The sequence below is a fragment of the Paracoccus sp. (in: a-proteobacteria) genome, from assembly GCF_035556475.1.
Lineage (GTDB): Bacteria > Pseudomonadota > Alphaproteobacteria > Rhodobacterales > Rhodobacteraceae > Paracoccus.
This window is the reverse complement of sequence record NZ_DATMFA010000024.1, coordinates 61,322-74,393: the sequence shown is the minus strand read 5'-3', so window position 1 is coordinate 74,393 and position 13,072 is coordinate 61,322. Positions and strand designations below refer to the sequence as shown.

Sequence of the window (13,072 nt, the reverse complement as noted above, 5' to 3'; positions counted from 1 at the left end):
GCCGGATGCCGAGGCCGCCGCGGAACTGCCCGGCGCCGCCGGAATCCCGGATCAGTTCGAAGCGCAGCAGCCGCGTCGGAAACTCGCTCTCGATGATCTCGACCGGGGCGATCTTGGCGTTCGACTGGTTCACGGTGATGCCCGATGCCCCGTCGCGGGTGGCCCGCGCCCCGGCGCCGCCGCCGAAGATCTCATATTGGACATAACCCTTGCCCTGTCCCCGGCTGCCCACGATGATCGAGCGGCTGGCGCTGCCATCGGCGCGGGCGCGGCTCTCGACCAGGGGGCCAAGGGCCGCGAAGATCGCGTCCACCACCGCATGCACGGTCGGGTTGTAGGTGTTCACCGGCGCCGGATGCACCGGGTCGAGGATGCTGCCGGGACGGGTTCTGACCTCGAAGGCGCGCAGGATGCCGCTGGAAATGAACACGCCAGGATCGATCAGCGAGATCAGCACATAGGCGCAGGCGGCTTGCACCAGTGGCGGGCGGATATTGGCGGGTCCGCGCGTCTGGTCCGCCGATCCGGTGAAGTCGAAGACGATCCGGTCCCCGATCTTTTCCGCCCGGACGTGAATGCGGATCGGCTTTTCAAGCTCGATGCCGTCATCGTCCAGGAAACGCTCGGCCTCGAAGCTGCCGTCCTTCCAGTCGGCGACGGCGGCGCGCACCCGCCTTTCGCCGATGGCCCCCAGTTCGGCAAAGGCGGCGCGGCAGGTGTCCAGCCCGAATTTCTCAAGGAGCGCGATCAGGCGCTGTTCGCCCAGCCGGCCCGAGCCGAGCTGGCCGCGGATGTCGCCCATGACCAGATCGGGGGTGCGGCTGTTGGCGCGGATGACGGTCTCGACGTCGCCATAGGGCCGGAAGCCGCGCTGATAGCGGACGGCGGGCAGTTGCAGGCCTTCGTTGTAAATCTCGCGCGCCTGACCCGAGCAGCTGCCGGGAACCGGGCCGCCGATATCGCTCTTATGCGCGATCGAGGCGCAGAACCCGACCAGATCCCCCCGGAAAAAGACCGGCGAGATGACCGCCATGTCGGGGGCATGGGGGCTGCCCCCCTCATAGGGGTGGTTGATCAGGAAGGCGTCGCCCTCGGCGATGTCATCGCCAAAGCGCCGCAGCACCGCCGCCGTGCAGGCCGGGAAGGCCCCCAGATGCAAAGGCAGCACCACATGCTGCGCCACCACCTGCGCGCGCGCGTCCAGAATGGCGCAGGAGGCATCCTGCGATTCCCGGATGATGGTGGAAAAGCCGGTTCGGAACAGCGAGTTCTGCATTTCCTGAACGATGCCGCTCAGGCTGGCGCGGATCACTTCAAGCTCGACCGCGTTCACGGCGATGCGGTCGGCCGGGGCCTGTATGTTCATCGTGCGTCCTCGGTGATGATCAGGTTGCGGAATTCGTCAACGCGGACGGACTGGCCCGGCAGCACGACGGTGGTGCAGTCGAATTGCTCGATAACGGCGGGGCCAGCGAAGCCGTGACCGACATCCAGCCTTTCGCGCTGATAGACCGCGCAATCGTGGTCGAGGCCGTCGAACCGCACCGGGCGCGTCCCCAGGAAGGCGTCGGCGAGGCTGCGGCCCTCGGGCGCGAAACGCTGCGGATCGACGGGCGTGACGAGGCCCACCGCCTGCACCCGGAACGAGACGATCTCGGCCCGCTCGCCCGGCGCGGCATGGCCGAAGGTCGCCTCATGCGCGGCATCGAAGGCCTTGCGGATGTCGGCGATGCTTTCGCCGGGCGTCACCGGCAGCGTCAGTTCATAGCCCTGTCCGGCATAGCGCAGGTCAAGATGGCGGTCGATCCGCACGTTTCTGCCGCTGAAGCCTTCCCCGGCCAGTTCGTCACGCGCGCGCTCGTCCATGGCCGCGAAGGTCGCGTCGATCTCGGCCGGGTCGCTGGCCGCCAGATCCTGAAGGCGCGAGCGGACATAGTCGTGCTTCACATCCGACATCACCAGCCCCATGGCCGAAAAGACGCCGGGATGCAGCGGCACGACCGCCCCCGCCATGCCAAGGTCGCGCACCATGCGGCTGGCATGGATCGGACCCGCGCCGCCGAAGGGCAGCAGCATGAAGTCGCGCAGGTCATGGCCGCGCATGGTGGAGATGGCCTTGATCGCCTCCTCCATCTTGACGTCGATGATGCGCACGACGCCCTCGGCGGCCTCGCGTTCGGGCAGGCCCAGCGGCGCGCCAACATGGGTTCTGACCGCGCGCAGCGCCTTGTCGCGGTCAAGCCGCATGGTGCCGCCCAGGAAATTCTCCTCGGAGAGATAGCCGAGCACCAGGTTGCAATCGGTGATCGTCGGCCTTTCGCCACCCCGGCCATAGCAGGCGGGGCCGGGCACGGCGCCGGCGCTGTGCGGACCGACCTCCAGCACGCCGAAGCGATCGACCGAGGCCAGCGTGCCGCCGCCGGCGCTGACGGTGTTGATGTCCATCATCGGCACCGAGATGTCGCGCCCCTCGACCTTGCCGCGATTGGCGATCACCGGGACGCCGCCCTTGATCAGCGCCACGTCGCAAGAGGTGCCACCCATGTCGAAGGTCACGATGTCCAGAAATCCCGTGGCCCGCGCCGTCGCCACGCTGGCGGTGATGCCACCCGCCGGGCCGGAGAGAACGGTGGCCACGCCCTTTTTCGCGGTCGACGCGAAGGTCGCCATGCCGCCGTTCGACTGCATGATGTATTTCTGGGGCGTATCGACCCCGGCCTCCTCCAGACGCTGCCCGAGCCGGGCGATATAGCGCGCAAGGATCGGTTGCAGATAGGCGTTGATCACCGTGGTGCTGAGGCGATGGTATTCGCGGATCTGCGGCACGATCTCCGACGAGAGCGAGACCTCGCAGCCCGGCAGTTCCTCGGCGATGATCTCGCGCACCCGCTCCTCATGGCCGGAATGCAGGAACGAGAACAGGAAGCACACCGCCATGGATTCGATGTCGCGCGCCTTCAACTCGCGCAGGGTGTCGCGCAGCGCCGCCTCGTCCAGCGGCAGCAGGACCGAGCCGTCATGCTGCACCCGTTCCGCGACCTCGCCGGTTTCCGAGGGCAGCACCAGCGGCGCGGGCCGGTCATACATCACGTCGAAGATGGCGGGGCCGTGCGGGCGGGCCTGCTCGCCCACCTCGTAGATGCCGCGAAAGCCCTCGGTCACGAGAAGTCCGGTGCGCGCGCCCTTGCCTTCCAGCAGCGCATTGGTGCCCACGGTGGTGCCGTGGCAGAAATAGCGGATGTCCGATGCGGGCACATCCATCGCCAGCAGCTTGTCGATACCGGTCGCGATGGCGCGAGAGGGGTCGTCAGGCGTCGAAGGAACCTTGGCGATGGTGGTCGTGCCCGTCGCCTCGTCCAGATAGACAAAATCCGAGAATGTGCCGCCCGTATCGACGGTCACCCGATAGCCTCCCATGGCCTAGAACCTCCCGATGGTCAGATCGCGTCGCCGGGTGCCTCGCTGGTCATCCGACGCGTCGGGGACAGCATGTCGCGCGCCCCGCAGAGCCAAGCTAGGGGATCGGGCTCGTCCAAGTCCAAGATGGATTATCGCAGCTTGGTATATGAAAATTGCTATGGCAGCCGCGGGGAGGAGGCGGCGGATCCATCATCGGCATATTTCGCATCCAGCGGCACCGAATAGGGGGCCGAGCTGCGCAGGATGCTGCGGACGATCCCGGCCAGCAGCCGCGCGGCCCTGGGATCCTGTCCGGCCGGATCGCGGTCGGCGCGGCGCAGCAGATACAGCGTTCGCGTCAGCGCCTGACGTTCGATGCGGCGCACGGCGAGAAATCCGCGCTCGACCCCGTCGGCGGCAGTGCCATAGGAAAGCAGGCTCGCCCCGCCATCCTCCAGCCGCGCCCGGATCGCCTCGACCGACTGGACGTTCGACACGATGCGCGGGGTCACAGCCAGCCTTTCCGCGAGGCGCCGGACCAGCGTGACGATGCCGTGGTCGCCGGCAAAGACCAGCTCATGCGACAGGGCCTCGGGCAGGCTGATCGGCCCCGAAGGGCCGCCGGGGGCAGTCACGAACAGAAGCTCGTCAAGAATCACCGGCTCGCGCACCAGACCGGGGCGCTCCTCGACCTCATAGGCAAAGGCCACGTCGATCTCGCGCTGCGCGACGGCGGTGGTCAGGGCGACGCTCAGCGCCTCGACCAGACGCAGGGGCGGGCCGCCGCCCTCGGCACCGGCGACAAGCGCCTGCACGCCCACCAGCCGCATCAGGCTGGGCGTCAGCCCGACCACGAGCGGGCCGGCATCCTGCCCGCTTGCGGCCCGGACATCGGCCAGCATCCGGTCGGTGAAAAGATCAAGCTCGACCGCGCGTTCATAAAGCAACTGCCCGGCGGGGGTGGGGCGCACGCCGCGCGAATGCCGCTCCAGCAGCCGAACGCCGATCTCCTGCTCAAGATCGCGCATGTGATTGCTCAGCGCGGGCTGGGCAAGGCCAAGCTCGGCCGCGGCGCCGGAAACGCTCTGGCTGCGGACGACCGCACAGAAATACCGCAATCTCTTGATATTGACCAAAGCTCTCTGTCCCCGCCCTGTCAGGGAGGCTCGGACCGGCGCTGGCAAGCCTCGCGACCCGCAAGGCGACCGGCACCGGATGCGTCCCTGTTCCCCTGTGGGATGAGAGCGGACGCGCAGTCAAGCCCGCCGCGCAGCCGAGGGCGAGCGTGGCCGCGCGGCACGAGGGTCAAATAATTGCGCGCCCGGATGTAAGAAACGACTCTGCCGCAACCCTTTGGTGTGGCATGTTTTGTCAGAGGCGGTCGGCGCGTCATGAAGCATTCCGCCCCCAAGCATCTTTCTATGAACCAATCACATGGATTCCCTGGAAGGAGACCTCAATTGAAGACGCGGGACATTCTTTGCACATCCGGGCTTGTGCTTATGCTCGGCCAGGCGGCCGGGGCCGAGGATCTGGTATTCACCCATCCCTCCGGCGCGACGGCCACGTTCTATGGGCAGTTGACGCTCAACTATCAACGGGTCGATGACGGGCGGAAGACCTATGACGAGGTCGTCGACAACAGCAACAGCACCAGCAAGGTCGGCCTCTGGATCGACGTGCCGCAGGAATGGGGCAGCTTCCGCTTCAACCTCGAGACGAATCTGGGCTTCAAGAACACCGCCGATGTCAGCCAGATCGATGACGAGGACTGGATAGACTGGCAGCGGACCGACATCCGCAAGCTCGAAGGCGTGTTCTCGGGCCGTTTCGGCACGCTCTGGATGGGTCAGGGCAGCATGGCCACCGACGGAACCTCCGAATTCGACAATTCGGGCACAGGGATCGTCGGCTATTCCTATATTCCCGACACCGCCGGGGCCTATTTCTTCCGCGACGGCGATACGCTTTCGGGCATCACGATCGCCGACGCATTCGACGATTTCAACGGGCCGCGGCGTTTCCGCATCCGCTATGACACGCCGGAATTCTCGGGGCTGGTCTTCTCGACCTCCTACGGGCAGGAGGTTCTGGCCGAGGATGACGACGCCGATTACTACGACGTGGCCGTCAGCTACGGCTACGAGAATGAGGTGATCGACCTCGACGCGGGCATCGGCTATCTGTGGCGCAACGACGACGAGACGACCGAGAAGCTGATGGCCTCGGCCTCGCTGCTGCACCTGCCCACCGGGTTGAACCTGACGCTTTCGGCCGGTGATCAGCGCGGGGATGACGCCAAATTCGCCTATGCGAAGCTTGGCTGGACCGGCGACCTGATCAGCCAGGGCAAGACGGCGGTTTCCGTGGATTATTACGACGGCTCCGATTTCGTGGTCGCGGGGTCGGATTCGACCTCATGGGGCCTTCAGGCGGTGCAGAGCTTCGATGATCTGAGCCTTCAGGCTTATCTTGGCTACCGGGTCTATTCCTTCGAGGATGATTCCGATGCGGATTACGAGGACATTTCCTCGCTGCTGATGGGGGTGACATGGAAGTTCTGACCGCCTCGCAGCCGCACAAACCTTAGACAAACTGAACCGGACCGCTTTTACTGCGGGATCACAGGGATCATAACCGGCATCGGCGCCTGCCCGAAGGAAACGACCCGATATGACCCCGATCGAACTGGATGCGTGTGAAGGACACCGCATCGTCTTTCATCCTTTCAACCCGGCTGATGACAGGGTGCTCGTCTGCTTTTCTCCGCAAGGCGAAGGGAAGGAGCCGCCGGGCTGGGGTTCCGCGGTCTGCGAAAGGAATGGCTGGAACCATCTTTTCGTGGGCAAGGCCCGCCACACGAACTTCGCCTCTCTGCCGGTGGAGCGTTTCGTCGAGCGTGTCGCGCCGGTGCTGCGGGGCAGGGATGTGCTGGCCTATGGGACCAGCGCGGGCGGCAATGCCGCCCTCTATTATGGCGGCGCGGTTGGGGCGCGGATTCTCGCGGCCTCGCCACGCGATAGCCGCAGTCCGATTGATCACAAGATCCCGGTCGCGACGGCGATCGCTTCTCCAAGGGGGGCGACCTTTGTGCATGATCTGCGGCAGGGGCGCGATTCCCGCATGGTGGAGGAGTGGATGAGGCTGCACTATCCCGCCGCCCTCCGTATCAATGTCCCCAATTCTGGCCATCAGTCGCTGGCGCGGTTGAAGCGGGCGGGAACGCTCTCCTATCTGCTCAGGACTTTCGTGGCGGGCGAGAGGATCGACCCGGAGCGCCTGAAATTCCCGCCCGGGACGGCGGAACGGCTCGATGACGATATCGTGGAAGCCGGCGTCGCTGAAGATTTCGGGCGCGTGCTGGCGCTGCTGGGTGACGATGACGCGCTGATCCTGCGGCCGCGTTTCCTGGCGCTGTATCTGGCGGCCGCGCGACAGGTCGAAGAATCCGCGCCGCGCCGGAGGGTCCAGCGGCTTCTGCAAGCCGGGAGCATCGATGTCGAGGCGCTGGGCGGACGGGCGGCAAGGGATCTTCAAGCCATCCTCGACCAATAACAGGGACCGGGATGCGATGTTGTGAGGTGTGGGGAACAGGGTTAGGCTGTATTCAGGAACATCGCATTCTCAGGCAACCGCAGTTGAAAGGTTAACCCGATGACCTCGCATTCTCGTCGCAATCTCCTGAAACTGGCGCTTTTCGCTGGCACTGCTCCGCTGCTCGGCGGGATCGCGCGCCAGGCCTTTGCTGCCGACCGGCCCTATGCCCCCGCCGCAAGTGATTGGCGCCGGTTCGAGACGCGAACCCTGATCGAATTGCCGCAGGGCGAGGGGCAGGCCCAGGTCTGGCTGCCAGTCCCGTCGCTTTCGACGGATTACCAGCGCAGCCTGGACGACAGCTGGTCCGGCAACGCCACTGCGGCCGAAATCGTCACCGACCCGGCCAGCGGCGCGAAATACCTGCACGCGACCTTCGAGGGCGGCGGCGCGCCCCGGATCGAACTGGTCAGTCGGATCGAGACGCGCAACCGCACCATCGACTGGAACCGGACGTCGGACGCGACCGAGGATCCGGCGGTGCTGAAGGCCGCGCTGCAGCCATCGGGCTACAAGCCGCTTGACGGGATCGTTGCCGAAACCGCTGGCAAGATCACCGCGGGCGCGCAAACCGATGTCGACAAGGTCCGGGCGATCTATGCCTGGATCGTGTCGAACTGCTATCGCAACATGGACACCCCCGGCTGCGGCCCCGGTGACAATGTCGCGACGCTGACGACGGCGGGTCTTGGCGGGAAATGCGCCGACCTGAACGGGCTTTTCGTCGGTCTGGCGCGGGCCTCCGGCGTGCCGGCGCGGGACGTGTTCGGGGTGCGGGTCGCGCCCTCGGCCTTCGGCTACAAGCAGCTTGGCGCGAACAGCGAAAAGATCACCGGCGCCCAGCATTGCCGGGCCGAGGTCTGGCTCTCGGGCTATGGCTGGGTGGCGATGGACCCGGCGGATGTGCTGAAGGTGATGCGGGCCGAGACCGAGACCTGGATCAAGGATCCCAAGGATCCGCTGGTCAATCAGGTCAACGCCGCGCTTTTCGGCAATTGGGAAGGCAACTGGGTCGCCTATAACACCGCCGAGGATCTGCAACTGTCGGGACGCGCGGGCAAGCTGCCCTTCCTGATGTATCCGCAGGCCAGCATCGGCGAGCGTGTGATAGACGAGCTGGACGCGAAATCCTTCACCTACGAGATCACCGCGGCCGAGGTCTGATCCCCGGCGCGAACAGGCGGGGGGCCACCGGCTTCCCGCCTGTCGTTTCTAGCGGCAATTGGCCGGGTTCACGCCGATGCCGCGCAGGCCCCAATCGGTCATCTGCGCCAGAAGCTGTTGGCCGGCGGCGTCGAAGGCCGGAATCAGGTCATTCGTCCGCGTCGATGCAGAGGGGGCCGAGGCGCTGAACTGGCCCCGCGCCACCACGGTCGCATCCATCTCGCGCACCAGTTGCGCATTCACCGAAAGCTTGACGATCGCGCCCTTGCCCGCGACCTCGGCGTTGAAGTCGTTGATCTCGCTGATCAGGGCATAGTCGCCCGCCGTGCCCAGCGGCGCGCGCCCGACATGGGTGAAGGTGTCATAGCTGCCGAAGCCGCGCACCAGCAGGTTCTGGAGCGTGATCGGCACGGTATCGCCCCATTGCGCGTCGGGCAGGTATTGCGTCTGCAGCGCCGAGGGCCGGATCATGATCCGCTCGGTGTTGAGGGTGCCGCGGCTCTTCGGCTCCTCGATCACCAGTTCGGCCAGACGCCCCTGACCGCAGCGCCGTGGCGCGTCCGAGAGGGGGCGCAACTCGAACACGTCGCGGTTGGGACCGCCGGACAGGGCCGAGATCGCGGCACAGCCCGGCAGAAGCGTGGTTGCGGCCAGAAGGGTCAGGGTTGTCAGGCGTATCATGGCACCTCTCAGCGGCGGAATTCGGGCGTTTTCGGCCCGGTGATGATCTGGGCCGGGTTGCGGCGCAGCGTGGTGACAAGCTGGTTGACGTTCTGGACCAACCCGCGCATCTCGCCCGTCATCCGCGTGAGCTGCGGCAGCGCGTCGTGGGTGAAGGCCTGCACCGGCGCGCGCGCGCCCTCGACCATGGTGCGCAGGCTGGCAAAGGCGGTGTCTGCGCTGGTGGCGGCGTCACGCAGGCGCGCGGTGATTTCGGGGATGTCCTCGGTCACGCGGCCGATGGCCTCGTTCAACTGCGCCAGCGTCGCGCGAAAATCGGTGGCGACCGGCCCGATCTCGGAATTGATCACGCGATCGGCGCCGTCGAAGGCCCGTTCGGCCGAGGCGAGGGTGCGACTGCCCACCTCCAGCGTGGCGTCGAGATTGTCCATCGTGCGGCCCGTCCGCTCGGTCAGCCGGCTCAGGTCGGCCTGAAGCGTCGTTGCGGTCTCGTCCAGTTTGCGCGTCAGGCCGCGCAGGTCGGTCGAGACATAGTCCCGCACCTCGTCCAGCGTCGCGCTGCCCGCCTCCAGCGCCGTATTGGCCTTGGCCGCCGTTTCGTTGAACCGGCCAAGCGCGGTATCGGCATTGCCAAGCGTGGTCTCGGCCGCCGCGCCAAGGCTCTCAAGCCGCTTGCCGAAGGACGAGATGTCGGTCGCCGCCGATGCGATGGACTCGGTCGCCGTGGTCACATCCGCCAGCGCCTTGTCCATATTGGCGCTCGACCGCTCGACATTCTCAAGGATGTTGCGGACGCGGTTCTGATTCTCCTCTCCCAGCAGGGTGGTCATCTGCTCGGCCACGGTGTTCAGGCGCGAGATCATCTCGGGGCCCTGATCACTCAGCGTCTGCAGGGCCGAGCGGTTGGCCTCGATGGTGGGAATTTCGTCGGGATTGACCTCGCGCAGCAAGGGCGCATCCGGCGTGCCGGAGGTGATGGCGACGTTAGAGGTGCCCGTGACACCCTGTATCTCGATCGAGGCGCGCGAATTGGTGCGGATCGGCGCGTCCTCTGCGACCTCGATCCTGACGCGCACCGCGCCGTTCACATTGCCCGAAAGCCCCATGTCCACGACCTTTCCGACCGGCAGACCGGCCAGCGCAACCTGGGACGAGACGCCCAGCCCCGACACTTCGGGGAAATATATGTCGTAATAGGCGAACTGGCGGTTCAGCTGCACCTGCGCGAACCACATCAGGAACACCAGCAGCCCGACAAAGCCGGCAAGGGTGAAGGCGCCGATCAGGACGAAGTTTGCCTTGGTTTCCATCCTGTCACTCCTTCTCGGCAACGGCGGCGCGGGCGCGGGGCCCGTGGAAATATTCATGGACCCAAGGATGATCGACCTTGAGCATCTCGGCCATGGTGCCGGTGGTCAGAACCTTCTTCTCGGCCAGAACCGCGATCCTGTCGCAACAGGCGTGAAGCGTATCCAGATCATGCGTCACCAGAAACACCGAGAGGTTCAGCGTGTCCCGCAGCGCCACGATCAGCTTGTCGAAGGCATCGGCCCCGATCGGGTCAAGCCCGGCGGTGGGCTCGTCCAGAAACACGATCTCGGGGTCAAGCGCCAAGGCGCGGGCCAGCCCGGCGCGCTTTTTCATGCCGCCCGAGAGGTCGGCGGGGTATTTGTCATTCGCGCTCCACGGCAGGCCCGCCATCGAGACCTTGAGCTGGGCCAGCGCCTCGCGCTCGCTGTCGGCAAGATCGGGGACGACGCGCAGCGGCACCTCGACATTCTCCTGCACGGTCAGGGACGAGAACAGCGCGCCGTCCTGGAACATCACGCCCCAGCGCCGTTCAAGCGCCTCGCGCGCCGGGCCGGAAAGCTGCCCGACATCCTGACCCAGCACGCGCACGCTTCCCTTGTCGGGATGGACGAGCCCGACGATGGTGCGCAGCAGCACCGATTTCCCGGTTCCCGATCCGCCGACCACGCCCAGAATCTCGCCCCGGCGCAGGTCGAGGTCCAGCCCGTCATGGACCACGTTCCGGCCGAAACGGGTTCTGAGGCCCCGGACCTCGATGACATTCTCGGTCATATGCCGATCTCGGCGAAAAAGATCGAAAACAGCGCGTCCATCACGATCACCGCGAAGATCGCGTTCACCACCGCCTTCGATGTCTGGGCGCCAAGGGATTCGGCGTCCTTGCCGACCTTCATTCCGGCGTGGCAGCCGATGATGCCGATGACCAGCGCAAAGACCGGGGCCTTGCTGATCCCGGCGATGACATTGTCGACCCCGGTTTCCGAAACCAGACGATAGCGGAACATCGAGGGCGAGATGCCCAGCTCGATCCAGGACATCGCCGCGCCGCCGACCAGCCCCGCGATATTGGCAATGAGGCCGAGGATCGGCAGCGTGATGATCAGCGCCAGCACGCGCGGCAGGATCAGGACCATGTCGGGATCAAGGCCCAGCGTGCGCATGGCGTCGATCTCCTCGCGCATCTTCATCGACCCGATCGAGGCGGTCAGCGCCGAGGCGGTGCGGCCCGCAACGATGATCGCGGTCAGAAGAATGCCCAGTTCGCGCAGGATCGAGATGGAGATCAGTTCCACCACGAAGATCTCGGCCCCGAACTCGCGCAATTGCAGCGCGCCCTGAAAGGCCAGCACGATCCCGATCAGGAAGGACATCAGCGCGACGATGGGCACCGCGCGCAGCCCGGTTTCCTGGCAGTGATGGACCAGCGAGGTCAGCCGGAACTCGGACGGGTGCCGGATCGCCCGCGCCAGCGCGACGAGGAAGCGGCCAAGATATTCGGCGATCTCGCGCATATAGACGAGGCCGCTGACCACGGTGCGGCCCAAAGCCTCCAGCAAGGCGCGCCAGCCCGAGGGGACGGGCGGCTCGGCATCGGGCTTGGGTCGGGCATTGGTCACAGTTTCGACAAGCTTCTGCTGGGTCTCGCTCAGCCCGGCAATCTCGACACCGTCCCGAATGCGGTCGGCGAGGTAGTTTGCCCCAGCGGTATCAAGCCGGGTCAGGCCCGAAAGCTCGATCCGGCGGATCGACAAGGTGGCTTCATGCTCGACCCGGGGCAGGGTCCAGACCGTGAACGCGCCGCCCAGCCGCAGGCTGTCGCCCGCGATCTCGATGGTCAGGCGCTGGTCGTTGGAAAGATCGTTCATCACAGTCCCTGCCGCGACGGCCATGTGCGATTCATCAGGTGATTGTCCCGCAATGTCAAATCCCTGCGCGGTCCCGGCACCCCGCTACCCCCGACCCTGTGACAGGCCGCGCATCATCCGCACCGGCTCGGTCCGCGCCAGCCGCAGCACATGCGCCATATAGGGCTGCGAGAGGTCGTCCTCGCGCACGGCGGCATAAAGGCGGCGCAGCATTCCCTGCGGTCCCAGCGGCAGCAGCGCCAGTTCCGGGTTCCCCGCCTCGGCCCGCAGCACCCAGTCGGGCATCACCGCAACCCCACGCCCCGAAGCAATCAGCATCAAGGCCACGGCGGTCTGCTCGACCTGCCGGTGATGGGCTGGCTCGATCCCGGCGGGGTCGAGGAATTGCGAATAGACGTCCAGCCGGGCGCGATCCATCGGATAGGTGATCAGCGTCTCGCCGGCGAGGTCCGCAGGCTCGGCATAGCCCTTGGCGACCAGCGGATGGTTCGCGGGCAGAACCATGGTCGGGGCATAGTCGAACAGCGGCTGGAAGGTCACGCCCGCCATCTCCTCGGGGTCCGAGGAGATCACGAGGTCCACCTGCCCCCGGACCAGCGCCGGCAGCGCCTTCAACGCGAGGCTGGAGCGGATGTCCAGATCGACCTCGGGCCAGGCGCGGCGGAACTGGTCCAGCACCGGCAAGAGCCAGTCGAAGCAATGGTGACATTCCATCGCGACATGGAGGCGCCCGGCGCGGCCAAGCTCGACCGCGCGGAACTCGGCCTCGGCGGCGTCGATCATCGGCAAGACCTGCTCGGCCGTCCGCAGCAGCCGCATTCCGGCGGCCGAAAGGCGCAGGGGCTTGGTCTTGCGCAGGAAAAGCTCGACCCCGGCCTGTTCCTCCAGCGCCTTGATCTGGTGGGAAAGCGCGGATTGCGTCAGGTTCAGCACCTCGGCCGCGCGGGCGAGCCCGCCCTGTTCGTGGATGGCGCGCAGGCTGCGCAGGTGGCGAAGCTCCAGATGCATCTTGAAGGAAACTCATCACGATCTTGAGGATTATGAATTTGTCTCACGTC

Annotated in this window: 11 protein-coding genes; 3 read left to right on the top strand and 8 right to left on the bottom strand. The window is 66.1% G+C overall.

Annotation, left to right across the window (positions count from 1 at the left end; all coding sequences use genetic code 11):
• From VNQ78_RS03450 to VNQ78_RS03440, 3 genes are all read right to left on the bottom strand, one after another.
• On the bottom strand, positions 1–1,366 hold a 1,366-nt coding region (locus tag VNQ78_RS03450; protein WP_325686622.1), incomplete at its 3' end, for a hydantoinase B/oxoprolinase family protein.
• Complete coding sequence (locus VNQ78_RS03445; protein ID WP_325686620.1) at positions 1,363–3,417, bottom strand: hydantoinase/oxoprolinase family protein; 2,055 nt, start codon at positions 3,415–3,417, stop codon at positions 1,363–1,365. The genes VNQ78_RS03450 and VNQ78_RS03445, both read right to left, overlap by 4 nt.
• Before the next feature lie 158 nt (positions 3,418–3,575).
• On the bottom strand, positions 3,576–4,535 hold the full coding sequence (locus VNQ78_RS03440) for a LysR family transcriptional regulator (RefSeq protein ID WP_325686618.1): 960 nt from the start codon (positions 4,533–4,535) through the stop codon (positions 3,576–3,578).
• A 366-nt stretch (positions 4,536–4,901) separates the two neighbouring features.
• On the opposite strand from VNQ78_RS03440, the gene VNQ78_RS03435 reads away from it, so the two are divergent.
• The 3 genes from VNQ78_RS03435 (at position 4,902) to VNQ78_RS03425 (ending at position 8,157) form a co-directional block, all read left to right on the top strand.
• On the top strand, positions 4,902–5,963 hold the full coding sequence (locus VNQ78_RS03435; protein ID WP_325686616.1) for a porin: 1,062 nt from the start codon (positions 4,902–4,904) through the stop codon (positions 5,961–5,963).
• A gap of 109 nt (positions 5,964–6,072) precedes the next feature.
• Positions 6,073–6,954, top strand: coding sequence for a hypothetical protein (locus VNQ78_RS03430; RefSeq protein ID WP_325686614.1), 882 nt, complete (start codon positions 6,073–6,075; stop codon positions 6,952–6,954).
• A gap of 99 nt (positions 6,955–7,053) precedes the next feature.
• Positions 7,054–8,157 (top strand): transglutaminase domain-containing protein, encoded by a 1,104-nt coding sequence (locus VNQ78_RS03425; RefSeq protein WP_325686612.1) that lies wholly within the window; start codon positions 7,054–7,056, stop codon positions 8,155–8,157.
• 48 nt (positions 8,158–8,205) lie between these two features.
• Here the strand turns inward: VNQ78_RS03425 and VNQ78_RS03420 are convergent, their stop codons facing one another.
• The 5 genes from VNQ78_RS03420 to VNQ78_RS03400 all read right to left on the bottom strand — a co-directional run bounded on the left by VNQ78_RS03420 (position 8,206) and on the right by VNQ78_RS03400 (position 13,022).
• Positions 8,206–8,838: an ABC-type transport auxiliary lipoprotein family protein gene (locus VNQ78_RS03420; RefSeq protein ID WP_325686610.1), complete on the bottom strand. Its 633-nt coding sequence runs from the start codon at positions 8,836–8,838 to the stop codon at positions 8,206–8,208.
• Between the two features lie 8 nt (positions 8,839–8,846).
• On the bottom strand, positions 8,847–10,148 hold the full coding sequence (locus VNQ78_RS03415; protein ID WP_325686608.1) for an MlaD family protein: 1,302 nt from the start codon (positions 10,146–10,148) through the stop codon (positions 8,847–8,849).
• Between the two features lie 4 nt (positions 10,149–10,152).
• Complete coding sequence (locus VNQ78_RS03410) at positions 10,153–10,920, bottom strand: ABC transporter ATP-binding protein (protein ID WP_325686606.1); 768 nt, start codon at positions 10,918–10,920, stop codon at positions 10,153–10,155.
• Positions 10,917–12,014 carry an MlaE family lipid ABC transporter permease subunit gene (locus tag VNQ78_RS03405; RefSeq protein ID WP_325686604.1) on the bottom strand — a complete coding sequence of 366 codons (1,098 nt, stop codon included), beginning with the start codon at positions 12,012–12,014 and terminating at the stop codon, positions 10,917–10,919. The genes VNQ78_RS03410 and VNQ78_RS03405 overlap by 4 nt, the downstream gene beginning before the upstream one ends.
• Positions 12,015–12,098: 84 nt before the next feature.
• Positions 12,099–13,022: a LysR family transcriptional regulator gene (locus VNQ78_RS03400; protein WP_325686602.1), complete on the bottom strand. Its 924-nt coding sequence runs from the start codon at positions 13,020–13,022 to the stop codon at positions 12,099–12,101.
• Positions 13,023–13,072 lie beyond the last annotated feature (50 nt).

Excerpts from the sequence above, each read along its gene's own strand:
- VNQ78_RS03445 (WP_325686620.1), bottom strand. The coding sequence starts at position 3,417 with ATGGGAGGCTATCGGGTGACCGTCGATACGGGCGGCACATTCTCGGAT.
- VNQ78_RS03435 (WP_325686616.1), top strand. The coding sequence starts at position 4,902 with ATGCTCGGCCAGGCGGCCGGGGCCGAGGATCTGGTATTCACCCATCCC.
- VNQ78_RS03430 (WP_325686614.1), top strand. The coding sequence starts at position 6,073 with ATGACCCCGATCGAACTGGATGCGTGTGAAGGACACCGCATCGTCTTT.
- VNQ78_RS03425 (WP_325686612.1), top strand. The coding sequence starts at position 7,054 with ATGACCTCGCATTCTCGTCGCAATCTCCTGAAACTGGCGCTTTTCGCT.
- VNQ78_RS03420 (WP_325686610.1), bottom strand. The coding sequence starts at position 8,838 with ATGATACGCCTGACAACCCTGACCCTTCTGGCCGCAACCACGCTTCTG.
- VNQ78_RS03415 (WP_325686608.1), bottom strand. The coding sequence starts at position 10,148 with ATGGAAACCAAGGCAAACTTCGTCCTGATCGGCGCCTTCACCCTTGCC.
- VNQ78_RS03410 (WP_325686606.1), bottom strand. The coding sequence starts at position 10,920 with ATGACCGAGAATGTCATCGAGGTCCGGGGCCTCAGAACCCGTTTCGGC.
- VNQ78_RS03405 (WP_325686604.1), bottom strand. The coding sequence starts at position 12,014 with ATGAACGATCTTTCCAACGACCAGCGCCTGACCATCGAGATCGCGGGC.
- VNQ78_RS03400 (WP_325686602.1), bottom strand. The coding sequence starts at position 13,022 with ATGCATCTGGAGCTTCGCCACCTGCGCAGCCTGCGCGCCATCCACGAA.